Source organism: Ferrimonas sp. YFM (assembly GCF_030296015.1).
Lineage (GTDB): Bacteria > Pseudomonadota > Gammaproteobacteria > Enterobacterales > Shewanellaceae > Ferrimonas.
On sequence record NZ_AP027368.1, the window covers coordinates 4,025,077 to 4,042,955 of the forward strand.

General features: G+C 59.5%; 17 protein-coding genes. 1 reads left to right on the forward strand and 16 read right to left on the reverse strand.

What is annotated here, in order from left to right:
* Window positions 1-2 precede the first annotated feature (2 nt).
* Window positions 3-401, reverse strand: coding sequence for a 30S ribosomal protein S6 (gene rpsF / locus QUE41_RS18590; protein WP_286340459.1), 399 nt, complete (start codon window positions 399-401; stop codon window positions 3-5).
* A 275-nt stretch (window positions 402-676) separates the two neighbouring features.
* Here rpsF and QUE41_RS18595 point away from each other — a divergent pair, with 275 nt between their 5' ends.
* On the forward strand, window positions 677-1,423 hold the full coding sequence (locus QUE41_RS18595; protein WP_286340460.1) for a DUF481 domain-containing protein: 747 nt from the start codon (window positions 677-679) through the stop codon (window positions 1,421-1,423).
* A gap of 176 nt (window positions 1,424-1,599) precedes the next feature.
* Here the strand turns inward: QUE41_RS18595 and rlmB are convergent, their stop codons facing one another.
* The 15 genes from rlmB to QUE41_RS18670 all read right to left on the reverse strand — a co-directional run bounded on the left by rlmB (window position 1,600) and on the right by QUE41_RS18670 (window position 17,687).
* A complete protein-coding gene (gene rlmB, locus QUE41_RS18600; RefSeq protein ID WP_286340461.1) occupies window positions 1,600-2,337 on the reverse strand; it encodes a 23S rRNA (guanosine(2251)-2'-O)-methyltransferase RlmB in 738 nt (245 codons plus the stop codon).
* Window positions 2,337-4,796 carry a ribonuclease R gene (rnr, locus tag QUE41_RS18605; RefSeq protein WP_286340462.1) on the reverse strand — a complete coding sequence of 820 codons (2,460 nt, stop codon included), beginning with the start codon at window positions 4,794-4,796 and terminating at the stop codon, window positions 2,337-2,339. The genes rlmB and rnr overlap by 1 nt, the downstream gene beginning before the upstream one ends.
* A gap of 52 nt (window positions 4,797-4,848) precedes the next feature.
* A complete protein-coding gene (locus QUE41_RS18610; RefSeq protein ID WP_286340463.1) occupies window positions 4,849-5,478 on the reverse strand; it encodes a tetratricopeptide repeat protein in 630 nt (209 codons plus the stop codon).
* A gap of 80 nt (window positions 5,479-5,558) precedes the next feature.
* A complete protein-coding gene (locus tag QUE41_RS18615; RefSeq protein ID WP_286340464.1) occupies window positions 5,559-6,854 on the reverse strand; it encodes an adenylosuccinate synthase in 1,296 nt (431 codons plus the stop codon).
* Window positions 6,855-6,919: 65 nt separating this feature from the next.
* Window positions 6,920-7,105: a DUF2065 domain-containing protein gene (locus QUE41_RS18620; RefSeq protein WP_286340465.1), complete on the reverse strand. Its 186-nt coding sequence runs from the start codon at window positions 7,103-7,105 to the stop codon at window positions 6,920-6,922.
* 77 nt (window positions 7,106-7,182) lie between these two features.
* Complete coding sequence (gene hflC, locus QUE41_RS18625; protein ID WP_286340466.1) at window positions 7,183-8,067, reverse strand: protease modulator HflC; 885 nt, start codon at window positions 8,065-8,067, stop codon at window positions 7,183-7,185.
* A 3-nt stretch (window positions 8,068-8,070) separates the two neighbouring features.
* Window positions 8,071-9,198, reverse strand: a complete 1,128-nt coding sequence (hflK, locus tag QUE41_RS18630) for an FtsH protease activity modulator HflK (protein WP_286340467.1) — start codon at window positions 9,196-9,198, stop codon at window positions 8,071-8,073.
* 106 nt (window positions 9,199-9,304) lie between these two features.
* Window positions 9,305-10,591, reverse strand: a complete 1,287-nt coding sequence (hflX, locus tag QUE41_RS18635; protein WP_286340468.1) for a ribosome rescue GTPase HflX — start codon at window positions 10,589-10,591, stop codon at window positions 9,305-9,307.
* Between the two features lie 17 nt (window positions 10,592-10,608).
* On the reverse strand, window positions 10,609-10,869 hold the full coding sequence (gene hfq, locus QUE41_RS18640; protein ID WP_028109931.1) for an RNA chaperone Hfq: 261 nt from the start codon (window positions 10,867-10,869) through the stop codon (window positions 10,609-10,611).
* A gap of 97 nt (window positions 10,870-10,966) precedes the next feature.
* Complete coding sequence (miaA, locus tag QUE41_RS18645) at window positions 10,967-11,893, reverse strand: tRNA (adenosine(37)-N6)-dimethylallyltransferase MiaA (protein ID WP_286340469.1); 927 nt, start codon at window positions 11,891-11,893, stop codon at window positions 10,967-10,969.
* Window position 11,894: 1 nt separating this feature from the next.
* Complete coding sequence (gene mutL, locus QUE41_RS18650; RefSeq protein ID WP_286340470.1) at window positions 11,895-13,763, reverse strand: DNA mismatch repair endonuclease MutL; 1,869 nt, start codon at window positions 13,761-13,763, stop codon at window positions 11,895-11,897.
* Between the two features lie 9 nt (window positions 13,764-13,772).
* Window positions 13,773-15,095 carry an N-acetylmuramoyl-L-alanine amidase gene (locus tag QUE41_RS18655; RefSeq protein WP_286340471.1) on the reverse strand — a complete coding sequence of 441 codons (1,323 nt, stop codon included), beginning with the start codon at window positions 15,093-15,095 and terminating at the stop codon, window positions 13,773-13,775.
* 3 nt (window positions 15,096-15,098) lie between these two features.
* A complete protein-coding gene (gene tsaE / locus QUE41_RS18660) occupies window positions 15,099-15,554 on the reverse strand; it encodes a tRNA (adenosine(37)-N6)-threonylcarbamoyltransferase complex ATPase subunit type 1 TsaE (RefSeq protein ID WP_286340472.1) in 456 nt (151 codons plus the stop codon).
* A 5-nt stretch (window positions 15,555-15,559) separates the two neighbouring features.
* Window positions 15,560-17,056, reverse strand: coding sequence for an NAD(P)H-hydrate dehydratase (locus QUE41_RS18665; RefSeq protein ID WP_286340473.1), 1,497 nt, complete (start codon window positions 17,054-17,056; stop codon window positions 15,560-15,562).
* A gap of 175 nt (window positions 17,057-17,231) precedes the next feature.
* Entirely contained in the window at window positions 17,232-17,687 is a 456-nt protein-coding gene (locus QUE41_RS18670) for a hypothetical protein (RefSeq protein ID WP_286340474.1), read from the reverse strand.
* Window positions 17,688-17,879: the final 192 nt, after the last annotated feature.

The following is a 17,879-nucleotide window of genomic DNA, read 5'->3' on the forward strand; positions in this document are numbered from 1 at the left end:
GATTACTCGGCCTTGGCTTCCTCAGCAGCAGGTGCAGGAGCAGGCTTGGCTTCGCGACGCTCTTCACGCTCACGACGCTCTTCCTTGGCTTTGGCCATAGCGGAAGGCTCGGTGATAGCGCCTTTGGTGCGGATTACCATGCTGCGGATAACGGCATCGTTGAAGCGGAAAGCAGTTTCCAGCTCTTCGATGGCTTCAGCGGTAGCTTCAGCGTTAACCAGAACATAGTGAGCCTTGTGCAGCTTCTCAATTGGGTATGCCAGCTGGCGACGGCCCCAGTCTTCCAGACGGGTTACAGAACCACCATCTTTACCGAGGGTAGCGGTGTAACGCTCGATCATGCCAGGAACCTGTTCACTCTGATCAGGGTGAACCATAAATACGATTTCGTAATGACGCATTATTGATCCTTACGGTTATTCAGCCTCTTGCAGGCTCAGCCGGACCTGGAGGCAAGGAACAAAAAGGGTTTCGGCTGATTAGCCGGCGCATATTACAGTAAATGGCCATTCCGGGCAAGAAGAAAGGAGGACGCAGTGGGCGATTTTTCACTGTAATTTCGTGGGCGACGTCAGTTCATCGCCAGCTTCCACTGATGGCGGGGGCGGAGTACACTGTGTCTCTGCTACTGGCCCGCAACGGGCCCATCCCATAATGACAAGAGTGCACAAACACAGTGTTAAAGACACCCTATTGGCTGCCCATGCTGCTCATCGCTCCCCAGGCCCTGGCTCTGGTGCCGCCGGAGTACAAGGAACCGGAGGATCGCCTCGACGCCGAGGTGGAGCTGGGCCTGCAATACACCTCGGGCAACACCGAGTCCAGCAACTTCAACAGCCGGGGAAAACTGGTCTATGACGGCGACGCCGCCAAGCACGAAACCGTGCTCAAGGCCTACTTCGCTTCAGACAACCAGAGTGCCACCGCAGAGCAGTACACCGTCGAATACCAGCTCGACTACAAACTGAGTGGCAGCAACTATCTCTATGGCCGTAGTGAATTGATTTGGGACAGATTCGGCTCCTTCACCCAGCAGCAGATCTACTCGGCGGGTTACGGTTCCACCCTGATTGACCGTCGCCACACCAAGCTGTCACTGGAAGCGGGTGGCGGTTACCGTTTCAACGAAGCCAATCTCACCGACGACGATGCGGATCAGAGCAGCTCCACCGACGAAGGGATTGCCCGTTTCTCCGGAAAGTTTGAGCAGCGGCTTCACGAGTACACCACCTTCAACGCTGAGGGAGCGGTGGAAACCGGTAATCGCAATACCGTCGCCACCCTGAAGATGTCCATCCGTAATCAGTTGTGGGCGGACCTGGCCCTGAAGATCGGCACCGACATCAAGTTCACCGACCGGGTACCGGAGAACAGCGAACGCACCGACATCATCTCCACGGTCAATCTGCTCTATACCTTTTAGGGCGTGTTGACCTTTGCTGAGTATTTTTGCGCCAGCATCCAGCCACTAAGGCCTCGATGTATCAACATTGTGCCCAAAATGAATGGGTACCTAGACTGAGCAAAGCGCCCTAGAGACTCAGCAGACAGAACAGCAAAGGGCGCCCCAGGGCGCCCTTTATCGTTTGCGAGCCGGAGTTAGCCCCGGCGCTGACGCACCGCTTCAAACAGGCACACCCCGGTGGCCACCGACACGTTCAGGCTGGTCACCACCCCGGCCATGGGGATGGAAATAAGCTCGTCACAGTGCTCACGAGTCAGGCGACGCATCCCCTTGCCCTCGGCGCCCATAGTGATCGCCAGAGGACCGGTCAGCTTGGCCTGATAGAGGTCGTGGTCCGCCTCCCCCGCGGTGCCGACAATCCATATGCCCCGCTCCTGCAGTTCACGCATGGTGCGCGCCAGGTTGGTCACCTGGAACAGGGGGATGTTCTCGGCCGCGCCCACCGCCACCTTGCGCACCACAGGGCCCAGGCTGGCAGAGCGGTCCCGGGGCACAATCACCCCATGAACCCCAGTGGCGTCGGCGCTGCGCAGACAGGCGCCCAGGTTGTGGGGATCGGTCACCCCGTCGAGGATCAGCAGCAGCGGTGTCTCGACTCCGTCGAGCAGGGCCGCCAGTTCCGCCTCCCCTTTTACCGGGGCAGGTTTGGCTGCGGCCACCACACCCTGATGCTGGGGGGACGCCGCTTTCTCATCCAGGGCCTTTCGCGCCGCCGGCTGGCAGCTGATGCCGTTCTGCTTGGCCAGTTGCAGGATCTTGTGCAGGCGCTCATCGTCCCGACCCTTGAGCAGCCAGATAGATTTCACTCGCTCAGGCTCAGACTGCAACAGCGCCTCCACCGCGTGGAGGCCAAACACCATCTCTTGTTTCATTACTGCTTATTCCGCTTCTTACTCTTCTTGGCCGGAGTGTCCCGACCCGCTGTCTGTTTCTGTGAGGCTTTGCCCCGGCCGCCGGATTTGGCTTTGCCACTCTCCTTGCCGCGGCCTGACTTGCCTTTGCCCTTGCCGTCTCCGGCTTTGTAGGGGCCCTTCTGAGGCTGCTTGTCGGCGGGCTTCTGAGGCTGTTTCTGGGCCTGTTTACGGCTGGATTTGGCTTTGGCCTTCATCTTCTTGCCGACGCCCTTCTCCTCCACCATGCCCAGCTCAATCTGACGATCGTCCAGCTTCACCGACAACACCTTGACCCGAACCTCATCGCCGAGACGGTAGCGCTTACCGCTGTGCTCGCCGTAGAGCCCCTGGCGGACCGCATCAAAGTGGAAGTAGTCATTCTCCAGGCTGGAGATGTGCACCAGGCCGTCGATGTGATAGCTGTTGAGGCGCACAAAAAGGCCAAAACTGGTGACGCCGCTAATCACCGCGTCGAAGGTGTCTCCCACATGGTCCTGCATAAACTCACACTTGAGCCAGTCGGACACATCCCGGGTAGCGTCGTCGGCACGGCGCTCGGTCAGGGAGCAGTGATCCCCCAGCTCTACCAGCTGCTGGGTATCGTAATGCAGCGCCGCCCCATCCTGGCTGCGGCCCTTCATCTTGTCCATCGCCTTCTTGATCAGCCCCTGGTCCTTGACCAGCAGGGAGCGGATCACCCGGTGCAGAATCAGATCCGGGTAGCGACGAATGGGAGAGGTAAAGTGGCTGTAACCCTGCAGAGCTAGGCCGAAGTGGCCCAGATCGTCGGGGCTGTAGACCGCCTGCTTCATGGAGCGCAGCACCATGGTGGTGACCAGCTCGGCGTCACCCCGCCCCTCCAGAGAGGAGAGCAGCTTGGCGATGTCCGCCGGCGACGGCTTCTCACCACCGCCCAGCTGCAGCCCTTGCTGGCCCAGGAAGTCTCTCAGAGACTTGAGCTTGGACTCGCCCGGCCCTTCGTGGATCCGGTAGAGGGTCTCACCCTTGTGCTTCTTGACGAACTTGGCGGCGGCCACGTTCGCCAGGATCATGCACTCTTCGATCATCTTGTGGGCGACGTTACGCTCACGGGGCACGATCTGCTCGATACGGCGATCGGCGTTAAAGATAAACTGAGTTTCCGTGGTTTCCAGCACCAGGGCGCCGCGCTTCACCCGAGCCTGATCCAGGGCACCGTAGAGCTTGTGCAGCTCCTCCAGGTGAGGCAGCACCTCGGCATAACGCTCGCGCAAACGCTCATCGCCGTCGAGCATGGCCGCCACCTTGGTGTAGGTCAGGCGGGCGTGAGAGTGCATCACCGCGGGATAGAACTTGAAGCCGGAGAGATTGCCCGCCTTGGAGACGGTCATCTCCGCCACCATGCACAGACGATCCACCCCGGGGTTCAGGGAGCAGAGGCCATTGGAGAGCTTCTCCGGCAGCATGGGGATCACCTGAGCCGGGAAGTAGACCGAGTTACCCCGTTTAATCGCTTCATCGTCCAGTGGCGTGCCGCTGCGCACATAATGACTGACGTCGGCGATGGCCACCCACAGGCGCCAGCCGCCACCGCGCTTCTTCTCACAGTAGACCGCATCGTCAAAGTCACGGGCGTCTTCACCATCAATGGTCACCAGAGGCAGCTTACGCAAGTCGATGCGACCCTGCTTGTCCTCTTCGCTGACCTCGTCGTCAATTCCTTCCACCTGCTTAAGCAGGGCTTCGGGCCACTGGTGGGGCAGATCGTGATTGCGCAGGGCGATGTCGATCTCCATACCGGGATCCATCTCGTTGCCCAGCACTTCGACCACCTTACCTCTGGCGTGGGTGTGCCGACCGGGTCGCTGCACCAGCTCAACAGACACCACCTGGCCGAGGCGGGCCCCCATACGATCGCCTTCATGAATCAGGATGTCCTGGCTGATGCGCCTGTCGTCGGGCACCACGAAGCCGACACCGTCTTCGGTGAAGTAACGGCCGATAATCATCGGGTTTCTCGGTTCCAGTACCCGGACGATGCGCCCTTCCTGGCGACCACGGCGATCGTGACGATCTCCCTGAGCCATCACTCGGTCCCCGTGGAGCACACTGTGCATGGTGCGCTCGGTCAGGAAGAGATCCTGGCTGCCATCATCGGGGCGGAAGAAGCCGAACCCATCCCGGTGGCCAAGCACCGTGCCGGTGAGCAGGTCCATCTTTTCCGGAATGCCATAGCGTCCTTTGCGGGTGTACACCAGCTGTCCGTCACGCTCCATGGCGCGCAGGCGACGCATCAGGGCGATATACTGCTCGCCCTCCAGGCCCAGTTCCGCCGCCAGTTCATCGCGGCCAATCAGGCCACGGCCGTCAGCGATCAGCTGCAGCAGGTATTCACGGCTGGGAATGGGGTTTTCGTACTTCTCAGCCTCACGCTGATAATGGGGATCGTTTTTATCCAATAGTTAAATTCTCGTAGAAAAAAGGGGGATTTAGCTTCAAGTATACCGACAATCAACGGTACTTATCTTGAAATTTCTGATCCGCTCGGATGGCCGCAACGGTGCGGGGCGGGATCAGAGGCTCCAGCTGGGTCAGCAGGGAACGGGCGGTTTGCCTGTCCTCTTCGTGCTGGTACACCTCTTCAAACAGCCAGCGGTAAGCCTGGGGATAATCCCTGGGGGCTCCATGGCCTTTGATGTACATGCGCACCAGGTCGAACCGGGCGCGCAGGTGGCCCTGTTCCGAGGCAAGCTTATAGTAATGAATCGCCAGGTCGTTGTTCACCAGAGTGAACTTGCCTATGCGGTAGTAGCGGGCCAATTGCTCCAGGGCATCGGGCAAACCCGACTCCGAAGCGGTTTCCAGATAGTAGTAGCCTTCGCGAACGTCCTCTTCCACGCAGACGCCGTACATCAGCATGTCGGCCCACAGCATCTGGTAGGCGGGCTCCTTGAGCACCTTGGCGTGCGCCCGGACATCCTCGACCAGCTGACAGTCATCCCGGCGCATCTGAGCCAGGTGGGTGTTGTCCCGAATCATCTGCAACAACGCATCCTGCGAGTACAGCTCCACCGCCTGCAGTTCCGCACGGGCAGGAGCCATCATCATCAGGGTTGTGAGCAGCAGCAGTATTCGTCTCATACTTGGGTTATCGGCCCGGGTTGTTCAATCTGTAGTCCAACATAGCATAACGGGGCCAGTTGGCCCCGTCACTATCGCTGTTAGGCGAATGGATTCCGCAGAATCATGGTCTCTACCCTGTCCGGGCCGGTAGAGATGATGTCCACGGGGACCTCCAACAGCGCTTCGATGCGGGCGATGTAATCCAGCGCCGCCTGGGGCAGCTTGTCGTGCTCCACCACACCAAAGGTGTTGTCGTTCCAGCCAGGCATGCTCTCGTAGATGGGCTCTACCTGCTCGTAGTCTTCGGCGGCCAGAGGCGGAACCTCAACGATACTGCCGTCGGCCATCTTGTAGCCGGTGCACAGCTTCAGCTCTTCCAGGCCGTCCAGCACGTCCAGCTTGGTCAGGCACAGGCCGGTGATGCCGTTGATCTGAACGGCGCGGCGCATGGCCACGATGTCCAGCCAGCCGCAGCGACGCTGACGACCTGTGGTGGCACCAAACTCATGGCCCTTCTCACCCAGGTGCTGACCAACATCGTCGTCCAGCTCGGTGGGGAATGGACCGCCGCCCACACGGGTGGCGTAGGCCTTGATGATGCCCAGTACGTAATCGATGCGGTTAGGACCGAAACCGGAACCTGTGGCCACACCACCGGCGGTGGTGTTGGAGGAGGTTACGTAGGGGTAGGTGCCGTGATCGATGTCCAGCAGAGTGCCCTGGGCACCCTCGAACAGTATCGGTTCACCGGCCTTACGGGCCTTGTCCAGCAGATCGGTCACGTCCACCACCATGGACTTCAGCAAATCCGCCACAGACATCGCCTGCTCGTACACCTCATCGAAGGAGACGGGCTCGGCCTGGTGGTATTCGGTCAGCATGAAGTTGTGGTAGCTCAGTACCTCCTTCAGCTTCTCGGCGAAACGCTCGGCATCGAACAGGTCACCAACGCGCAGGGCACGGCGGGCTACCTTGTCCTCGTAGGCCGGACCGATACCACGACCTGTGGTGCCGATCGCCTTGCTGCCACGGGCCGCTTCACGGGCCTGATCCACCGCCACGTGGTAGGGCAGGATCAGCGGGCAAGCCTCGGAGATCAGCAGGCGGTCCTCGACAGGCACGCCACGCTCTTTGAGCATGGTCAGCTCACGCAGCAGCGCGTCAGGAGCCAGTACCACACCGTTGCCGATGATGCACTTGACGTTCTCGCGGAGGATGCCGGATGGAATGAGATGCAGGACGGTCTTCTCGCCGTTAATAACCAGAGTATGACCAGCATTGTGGCCACCCTGATAACGCACCACATAGGAAGATTTATCAGTAAGCAGGTCTACGACCTTGCCTTTGCCTTCGTCACCCCATTGGGTGCCGAGAACAACAACATTTTTGCTCATTATGGATACAGAGTAGGTGGTTAAAGCAGGATTCTAGCAAAACAGCCTGAGCAAAACAGCCGTTATTAAGAAAAAATGTACAGAATTACCGCACCCGCAGTCACCAGGGCGCCACCGATGCGGCGCAACATGGCGTCGGGCTGGCGGCTCATCTCTGAGACCGCAGCACGCCACTGACGCGGCAGAAAGGCCGGCCCAATCCCCTCCATCAACAACAGCAAACCCAGGGCCAACAACCAGGATTCAGACATAACTCACTCTCCTTGAAGAACATTTCCCATTAAAGAAAAAGCCCGGCAGTGAGCCGGGCTTTTCAAACTGACAGGGATCAGTTGGCCTTGTTGGTGCCCTTCATATACTGGAAGAACTCGGAGTCGGGAGAGACCACCAGTACGTCCTGTTTGCTGTTGAAGGATTTAGCATAGGCGTCCAGGCTGCGCATAAAGCTGTAGAACTCCGGCGCCTGATTGTAAGCATCGGCGTAGATCTTGGCCGCCTGAGCCTCACCCTGACCTCGCAGGGTTCGGGCAGTCTTCTCAGCTTCCGCCAACATTACCGTCACCTTGGCATCGACTCCGGCTCGAATGACCTCCGCCTTCTCGCGACCTTGGGAGCGATGCTCCTTGGCCACGGCGATACGTTCGGCGCGCATACGATCGTAGATGGACTGACTCACTTCGCGGGGCAGGTTGATCTGCTTAACCCGGACGTCCACCACCTTGATGCCCAGTTCCAGGGCACTGTCGGAGGCGGCCTTCAGGGCTTCCTGCTGCAGCTCATCACGGCTGCCGGATACGATCTCGGAGATGGTACGGGAACCGAACTCACTACGCAGGCCGTTGTTGATCTTACTCTGCAGCAGCGCTTCCGCCTGCAACTGGTTACCGCCGGAGGTCGACAGGAAGAAGCGTTCGAAATCGATGATGCGCCACTTCACGTAGGAGTCCACCATCAAATCTTTCTTCTCTGAGGTCACGAAGCGGTCAGCAGGCGCATCCAGAGTCAGGATACGGGCATTCAGACGCAGTACCGAGTCGATGACCGGCACCTTGAAGTGCAGACCTGGTTCATACACCAGGGTAACGCCGTCTGCGTCCTTGGCGATCTTACCGAAACGCTTCACGATGCCGCGCTCGCCTTCACTGACCACGAACAGGCTGGAGAGTCCCAGGAAAAACACCAGGACCAGAGTGACAATAGCTACGGGTCTCATGGCTTAGTTCCTCCCCTGACGAATGCTGCCGCCACGGCTGTTGGAGCTGCGGTTGTTGTTAAAGGTGGACGAAGGCACAGAGCTGCTGTCGTTCACCTGAGTGGACCCGGTGCGGGGCGCACTCTTGCCGGAGGAGCGCTCGATGATCTTATCCAGAGGCAGGTAGAACATGGAGCCGTTGCCCTCGGTATCCACCATCACCTTGGAGGTGTTGCCGAACACCTTCTCCATGGTCTCCAGGTAGAGACGCTCGCGGGTGACTTCAGGGGCCGCTTCGTACTGAGGCAGCAGCTGAACGAACCGGGCCACTTCACCCTCGGCTTCCAGGGTGACACGCTCACGATATGCGGTGGCGTCCTGCTCCATACGCTGCACCTGACCACGAGCCTCAGGCTCAACGGCACGGGCATAGGCTTCCGCTTCACGCACGAAACGCTCTTCATCCTCTTGAGCGGAGATGGCGTCATCGAAGGCGTCCTTCACCTCTTCCGGCGGACGGGCAGGCAGTAAGTTGACGTCGACCACGGTCAGACCCAGGCCGTAGGGCTCAATGATCCCCTCCAGCTCGACGCGGGTGTCCTGACGGACCTGCTCACGGCCGGTGGTCAGAATGTCATCCATGGTGGTGTGGCCCACAACGTAGCGCAGGGCACTGTCCATCGCCTCGTTGAGAGACTCATCCGGATTGGTCACGTTGAACAGGTAGGCACGAGGGTCGGTGATGCGGTACTGAACCTTCATCTGCACCGCCACCACGTTTTCGTCCATGGTCAGCATCATGCCGGAAGCGGGCAGCTCACGGATATTGTTGACGTTCACCGGAGTCACCTCATCGATGAAGGTGGCTTTCCAGCCCAGACCAGGCTCAACCAGCTCATAGTACTGACCAAAACGCAGCACCACGCCGCGCTCCGCTTCCTCAATCTTGTAGAAACCGGACAGGCCCCATACCGCGGCCAGCAAAAGGGCACCGATACCGACGGCGGCGCCGCTCAGGCCTCCGCCACGGTTACCACCAAAGCGCGAGGACAGCTTGCGGAACACCTGATCCAGGTCCGGAGGACCCTGATCATTGCCACCGCGATTCCCCCAGGGGTCATTTCCCTTATTTCCAGGCTCATTCCAGGCCATGTAGTTCTCCGTTATATCTTATCGGGACCAGGTGGAAACGTCCGCCGTATGCGGTCATTACGCCCCTGCCGATAGCTTAGAGGTTTAACGCTAATTTATCAGGCAATTACTGGATGATAAAGTGCTCTAGCTTCCCTTGCGAAGCCTTCACCTGTCTACGCCACTCCGATTCCGGAAGGGAGATCGCCACCAGGCAGTTCCCCTCCTCATCATATTGACTGCTCTGAACCGCGCTAAGTTCAAAGAAGACGTTGAGCCACTTGTGCTCATCTGGCGGTAGTTTTAATGATAGTTCAACTATTTGCCGCCCGAGAAGGTCGCTGAGTGCCTCAAACAGGAACTCCTGACCCAGGTCTGCCTGAGCAGACACCCACACCCGCACCGGTCGACCCTGGTCGTCCCGGTCGATGCGCGGCACCGCGTCCTCCAGCAGGTCCACCTTGTTGTAAACCAGCAACTGTGGAATCTCGTCGGAGTCAATCTCCTTAAGAACCCGATGAACCTCTTCGATATTCTCGACGGCTCGCTGGTCATGGGCATCCACCACGTGCAGAAGCAGGTCCGCTTCCCGGGTCTCCTGCAGCGTCGCCTTAAAGGCCGCCACAAGATCGTGGGGCAGGTGTCGGATAAAGCCAACGGTGTCCGCCAGCACGGCTGGGCCCACCTGGTCTATCTCGATCCTGCGCAAGGTGGGATCCAGGGTGGCAAACAGCTGATCAGCCGCATAAACGCCTGAGTTGGTCACCAGATTGAACAGGGTCGACTTACCCGCATTGGTGTACCCCACTAGGGACACCGTCGGAATCTCACGGCGAGCCCTGGAGCGACGCCCCTGTTCCCGCTGCTTCGCCACCTTCTCCAAACGTCGGAGGATGGTTTTAATACGTTCGCGCAGCAAACGCCGATCGGTTTCAAGCTGAGTTTCGCCCGGTCCCCTCAGACCAATACCCCCTTTCTGACGCTCCAGGTGGGTCCAACCCCGTACCAGACGGGTGGAGAGATGGCGCAACTGTGCCAACTCGACCTGCAACTTACCTTCGTGGGTACGCGCCCGCTGGGCAAAGATGTCCAGAATCAGGCCGGTGCGATCTAGCACGCGACACTTCATCAGGGCTTCGAGGTTTCTCTCCTGGGCCGGAGAAAGGGCGTGGTTGAAGATCACCACATCGGCCTGTTCCGCCTGGACCAGAGCCGCGATCTCTTCTGCCTTACCGGCACCACAGAAATATTTGGGATGGGGGGAGGATCGAGCCCCGGTAACGACTCCGCAGGCATCAACACCTGCGGAGGAAACCAGTAATTGCAGCTCTTCCAGATCTTCTCGTTCTCCCTCTCGGGAGAAGTTCAGATGAACAAGTACAGCGCGTTCGCCTGCCTCATACCGCTCAAACAAGCAGACTCTCCTGGCTGTTAACCCTGATTTTGATCCTGTTGATTATAACCGCTCTGCTGGTTCTGGTTCATGTTGAATGGACGACCTGGAACCACAGTGGAGATGGCGTGCTTGTAAACCATCTGGCTCACAGTGTTCTTCAATAGAATCACAAACTGATCGAAGCTCTCAATCTGTCCCTGCAGCTTAATACCGTTTACCAGATAAATAGATACTGGTACCCGTTCACGACGCAATGCGTTCAGAAACGGGTCTTGTAAGGATTGCCCCTTAGCCATAATGATTCCTTAACTAAAATATTCTAATTGCTTTTAATAAATACTGTTCTGCAAGCAACATCTAACTGAGCTGTTGGTAGTTATAGCCTATGTAAAGTTAGATGGCGAGTCCCCTTAACAGTTTATCTACATTGCCTGCAGACTCTGACGTCAGCCATTGCAGATCGGACCAGCTCCTCAACCAGGTTATCTGCCTCTTTGCCAGCTGCCTGGTAGCAGCTATCCCCTTCTGCGTCATCTGTTCGTAGTCATCTTCACCTGCCAGGAAAGACCACACCTGGCGATAACCTACGCAGCGGATGGACGGCAGACCCGGGTGCAGATCGCCTCGTTGATACAACCGACGCACCTCATGCTCGAAGCCCGCCTCAAGCATCAGGTGGAATCGTTGCTCGATTCTCTCATGCAAGCGCTGTCTCTGCTCCGGAGCAATGGCGAACTGGCTGACTTGATACGGTAAAGGGTCACTTTTGCGCTTGGTCAGCTCTGTCAGAGTTTCGCCACTAATTCTATAGACTTCCAGAGCCCGCGACAATCGTTGCGGATCGTTGGGGTGGATTCTCTCAGCGGCAACCGGGTCGATCTCTGACAGCTGACGGTGCAATTCGGCCCAGCCGAGGCTTTTCGCCTCCTCTTCGATCTTCTGCCGAATCGTCGCATCCGCAGAGGGGAGCGGGGACAGGCCTTCCAGCAGGGCCTTGTAATAGAGCATGGTGCCGCCCACCAGCAGGGGAATGCGGCCTGCGGCGGTGATCTGGGCCATCTCCTTCAGGGCGTCGGCACGAAAGTCGGCGGCGGAGTAGGCTTCTGCCGGATCCAGGATGTCAATCAGCCTGTGAGGCGCCAGCGCCAGCTCTTCGGCACTGGGCTTGGCGGTGCCGATGTCCATCTCCCGATAGATCATCGCCGAATCGACGCTGATCAGATCGCAGGGCAGCCGCTGACACAGCTCAATGGCCAGATCGGTCTTGCCAGACGCCGTGGGCCCCATCAGGAAGATGGCCGGGGGCAAAGTGGTGCTCATATCAGGACTCCAGCTCGGAACGCCAGGGCAGTGCCCGGCCCCGGCTGGTCATTAATCTCTCTATGTCGGCGCCAGGCAGGGCCTGCAGCCGGTGCCACAGCGCCTCGGGGTCGGCCGGCTCAGCTTCCGCCTGATCCGCCAGCCAGGCCACCAGGGCTTCGCTGTTGGGGGACTCCCCGGCCGGGAAAGAGGCCAGCCACTGCAACAGCTCCGGCACCACCTGTGCCAGGTTGGCCTGACGCAGCATCGCCGGTACCTTGCGAATGATCAGCCTCTGCTTCTGCTCGGCCAGTTCCAGCCCCAGGCGCTTGAGCAGGCCCTGCTGCAGTTCCAGCACCCCATCCCAGGCATCGATTCTGGGCACGGACACCGGCAATAGCAACGGCTGTCCCACCAGCCCCTGTGGCAGTCGTTCCGCCAGCTCCAGGCGCAGTACGGCACTGGCCAGGGCGGCAAGGGGCAGCAATCTTAGTTGATCCCCCCGCCCAAATAAAGCGACGCGCTCATCCAGCTGAGTCAGCCAGCGCCATACCGATGCGTCCGCGGCCGGCCTGGCCTCGGGCTCCGGAGCCGATTCGGTGCGCATCAGCTCACCATAGTTGCTGACCGCATTGCGGCTCGGGGCCGGTTGCAGCGGTGGTGGGGTATAGCCCCCTCCCGAAGAAGCCGGCCTGCCAGCGGGCCTGGATCCAACATAGCCGCCATAACCCGCGGCCGGAGCCTCGAAACTCGTCGGCGCAGAGCGCGGCGACGACACCTCATAGCCTGAACCGCCCTGAGGCGCCGCCCCCCCGGTCCCGACAGGGGCAGGCTGAGACACAGGAGCAGGCTCAACATAGGGTTCCGCAGACTCCTGCAGGGAGAGCGATCCCTGAGTCAGCTGCGCCACCGCATCACTGAGCCCCTGCAGGATAAAGTCGTGCACATAACGGGCCTGATGGAAGCGCACCTCATGCTTGGCCGGGTGCACGTTGACGTCCACCTCCTGGGGGGGCAGCTCCAGGTGGAGCACATAACCGGCATCCAGTTGCTGGCCGTGAAGCTCCAGCGCCTGACGCAGTGCATGATTGACCAGGCGATCCCGGACCACCCGGCCATTGACGTAGAAGTACTGCACCTCGTTGAACTGCTGATGACCATCGCCTATGCCCAGATGGCCATGAAGCTGTAACTGGTCATTGCCGGCACTGATGGCCAGGGCGGCCTCGGCAAACCGGTTGCCACAGATGGCGCCCAGTCGCTGCTGGTGCTGACGCTCGGTGCGCGCCGGGCGGTACTGCCTCACCTGTTTGCCGTTGTGGCTCAGGGTGAAGTGCACCGTGGGCTTGGCCAGGGCGATGCGCCTAAGCTGCTCATCGATGTGGTTAAATTCGGTCTTATCGGCCCGCAGGAACCGCCGGCGCGCCGGGGTATTGAAGAACAGATCCTCCACCTGCACCGTGGTGCCCACCGGATGGGCGGCGGGCTGAAGTTTCACCGCCATCTCCCGCCCCTCGGCGTAGGCCTGCCACCCCTGGTCCTGGTCCTCTGTGCGAGAGGTCAGGGTCAGCCTGGAGACCGAGCTGATGGAGGCCAGCGCCTCTCCGCGGAACCCGAAACTGAGGATGCTCTCCAGATCTTCGAGACTGGCCACCTTGGAGGTGGCATGACGGGAGAGCGCCAGGGACAGCTCCTGTTCGGCGATGCCAATACCATTGTCCCGGATCACCATCGCCTTGCTGCCGCCGCGTTCGATCTCGATGTCGATGCGGCTGGCGCCGGCGTCCAGGCAGTTCTCAACCAGCTCCTTAATCACGGAAGCGGGTCTCTCCACGACCTCGCCGGCCGCGATCTGGTTAGCCAGTTGCGGCGGCAGTATCTGAATCGGCATAAGGGGTCCTCAGAGACGGGGAATGGTCAGGGTCTGGCCAATTTGAATGTTGTCAGACTTCAACTTGTTGGCACTGCGAATCGCCGCCACACTGACCCGGTATTGCTGGGCGATGCGCGACAGAGAGTCTCCCCGCTTCACCTTGTGAGTGCGGGTCTGGGCCAACAGGGCATCCCTGGGAGGGTTCTCGGTGAAATAGGCTTTCACCGTTTGATGGATGGCACCGGCCATCTTGTTCTGATAGGCACTGCTGCGCAGCTTCTTCTCCTCATTGGGATTGGAGATAAAGCCGGTTTCAATCAGCAGGCTGGGGAAATCCGGGGACTTGAGCACCGCCAGGCTAGCGTGCTGTGGGCTCTTCTTGTGCAGCTTGGTGATCTTTCCGATGCGCCTGAGCATCTGGTCGGCGATCGCCTGACTCTCCACCATGGAGTTTTCCCGGGCCAGATCCAGGAAGGTGCGCTGAAGGTGCGGATCCGCGCCACCACTGGCGGAGATCACCTCACCAATGCCCCGAAGCTCTGAAAGCTTGTCATCTTTTTCCAACCAGCGACCCATCTCGGAGTTGGCTCGTCGCTTGGAGAGCACCCACACCGACGCCCCCTGGGGCTGAGGCGAGGTAAAGGCATCCGCATGGATGGAGAGCAGCAGGTCCGCCCGCTTCTTCCGCGCCAGTTCGGAGCGGCGATCCAGAGAAACAAAGTAGTCGCCGGTGCGCACCATAAAGGCCTCAAAGCCCGGGGTGGCGTTGAGTTTGTCCCTGAGCTTGCGGGCGATGGGCAGCACCACGTTCTTCTCATAGGTGCCGGATGGGCCGATGGAACCCGGGTCCTTGCCCCCGTGGCCTGCGTCGATGGCGATCACCACATTGCGAGCCGGTGTGCTTTTACTGCTTTTGGCTGAAGTCGCCTTGCCTGCGGGAGCCGCCAGCAGATCGATCACCAGGCGGTGACCATAGTTGCCCTTGGGACCCAGCTTAAACACCTTGTGGGAAGCAGGCTGCTTCAGATCCAACACCAGGCGCAGGGTGCCGCTTTTGGGAGGGTTGCTGAGGCGGATGCGTTTCAGCTGGGACGAGGTGAACTTCAGAGAGGAGAGCTTGGTGTTCAGCTTACCGCCCTTGAGGTCCAGCACCAGCCGCTCCGGGCCATCCAGGCGGAAACTGTTGTAGCTGGGAGACGCAGACAGGTCCAGCACCACTCGCGTCCGCTCCTTGTCAGGCCAGATGCGAATGGTGTCGATGTTGTTGGCCCATGCCAGGCCGGGAATCACCCCCAAACACAGCGTCAGTCCAAACAGGACCAACAGCCGACGTCCCCAGTCTCTTATCATCGGTTATAGCTGTTCCAGTAGTGCCTCGCCCTTGATGGTATGGCTACTGAGTGTCGCACTCCGCCCATCCCCTTGATAGCTTAGGGTAATGGTTAGATCCGCCGGGGGCAATACGCCCTGACCTCGATTCGGCCACTCCACCAGGCAAAGGGAGCGGTCTGTGAAATAGTCCCGTATCCCCATAAACTCCAGCTCTTCCGGATCCGCCAGGCGGTAGAGGTCGAAGTGATAGACACTCACCTGACTCAGTTCATAGGGCTCCACCAGGGTATAGGTGGGGCTTTTCACGTGCCCTTGATGACCCAGGCCCTGAATCAATGCCCGTGACAGGGTGGTTTTTCCAGCGCCCAACTCTCCCTCCAGGTGGATCACCATGGGCGGATTGATCAGCTTGGCGAGTTCGGCCCCCAGGGCCAGGGTATGACTGTCGTTATCCAGGATCCGGGTGTATTGCCTCATTCAGTTCACTCTTGCGGGTTGACCAGTTGTCGGATGTAGGGCATCAAATCCGATGCCAGCATGCCTCGCTGGCCCCCTTCCGCCGCCATATCCGCAGCCTCTCCGTGGAGGCAGACACCGCAGGCAGCGGCGTCAAGCAGTGGCAGTCCCTGGGCCAGCAGGGACGCGATTATACCAGACAAAACGTCTCCGCTGCCCCCTGTCGCCAAACCTGGGTTGCCCACCGGCGCCACCAGCATGGACTCACCGTCATAGATCAGGGTACCGGCCCCTTTGAGCAGCACCACGCCGCCGTAGCGCTCCTGCAGCTCCCGCACCGCCTTGAAGCGATCCCGCTGGACATCCACGGTCTCAACCCCAAGCAATCGGGCCGCCTCGCCAGGATGGGGCGTCAGCACCCAGTCATCCCGTTTCAGCGGGTTTTTGGCCAGCAGATTCAGGGCATCGGCGTCCATCACCAGAGGACGCTCGGAGTTCAGGGCCACCCGCCACATGTGGTAGGCCCAGTCACCGCTGCCCAGGCCAGGACCACAGAGTACGACCTGTCCCCAGCTGACCCTCTGGTACACCTCCATATCGGCGATGTCGCTGCCCCAGAGCATCAGCTCGGGCCGTCCAGCCTGAATCAGCGGCAGGTTTTCATAGCGGCTGATGATGCTCACCAGGCCAGCGCCACTGCGCAGGGCCGCTTCCGAGGCCAGACGCACCGCGCCGGGCATGCCGTGGTTACCGCCAATCACCGCGATGCGCCCGTGATCCCCTTTGTGGGAATCAGGCTTCCTGGGCCCCAGGTAGTGCAGGTAGTCGGCGAACCCCACCTTGGAGGCGTCACAACGCACCTGAGACGCCATGGCGTCGCCAATGGCCAGAGGGGCCAGCACGATATCACCGCAGCACCCCACTGCCATCCCGGTCAGCAGGCCCTGCTTCACTCCTACGAACGTCAGGGTGACATCCGCCTGAACCACCGCCTCTGCCACATAACCGTTGTCGCCATTGAGGCCGGAGGGCAGATCCAGAGCCAACACCTTGGCACCGCTGTCATTGATGGCGGTGATCATCTCCAGAAACTCCGGACGCAGATCCCCTTCAAAACCCGTACCCAGCAGGCCGTCGACAATATGACTGGCCCCTGCCAGGCGACAGGCTTCTGCGACTTCGAATCGGCCGCCGGCATCCATGAACTGCTGCTGGGCAATCTTGGCGTCCCCCTTGAGCAGGCGCTCAGGTTGAATCTGCAGGACGCGAACCGTCAGGCCCTCAGCCAGAGCATTTCGAGCCAGAACATAGGCATCACCGGCATTGTTGCCCCGGCCACAGACCACGGTCAGTTCGGAGGCTTCTGGCCAGCGCTCACGAAACAGTTGCCAAGCCCGCAGCCCCGCCTCCTCCATCAGAGACCACATCAGCACCCCGTGCTGCTTGGCCAGAAGGGGCTCCCATTTCCTTACCGTTGCACCGGAAAACAGGGTTGAGGGTAGTGCCGCCGTTGCCTTACGCATTACTGAATCTTGCCTCCATCAGGGGAAAAAAAACGGTCAGGAAGCCCTGACCGTTTCTTATGTCATTGGTTAGCCGGAATCATCACTACTGTGATCTGTATCCGCTCAAGGTTAATGATAGGTACCCCAACATCCCTCGAGCTTCCAGTCTAATCGAACCCGGCTTTGATCGGTGTCAAATATCGTCCATGCGCAGCGTGTTGTGGACGAATCTCTGCTGACGAATCCGCTCGGCAGCCAGCACCGCTTCCAGGGCGGATTGAGTCTCCATATGCTCGGATTGCTCCAGGGCCAGATGCAGCAGACCCAGCACCTTGTTATCCAGATCCAGAGCCAGATTCATCACCGTATGCTCATCGGCACCGCCCTCGAGCACCACGCCGTTGCACTCCTCGATGATGTCATCGTAATCCAGACGCTTAAACCAGGTATCCAGCACGCCATCAGACGCTTCCTCGATATACTGATCCATCTTCTCGGCCACCTCGAGCTGGTGGGTCCGTAAGTACTCCAGCAGCAGCTTAACCCGGGATGAGTCGGCCTGATGGTCCAGGCGGTCATACAGCTTGCTCATCGCCACCCGGCACTGTGACACGTATTCGAGCAGCTCTCGCATCTGTTTAAAGCGCATAGGATCTCTCCACAAATTCAAGCGTTTGATCTTAGGTATAGCCTCATTATGGTGACTTTGTACAAAAGATATTTTGAACGCCATCACCCTTTAGTGATCTGGGATCACACACAGTATTCTGGAGGCTGTGACCCTGGTCCTATCTACAGACAAAGCAATCCCCTGAAAACAGGTTAACTTCATTCAAAGGAG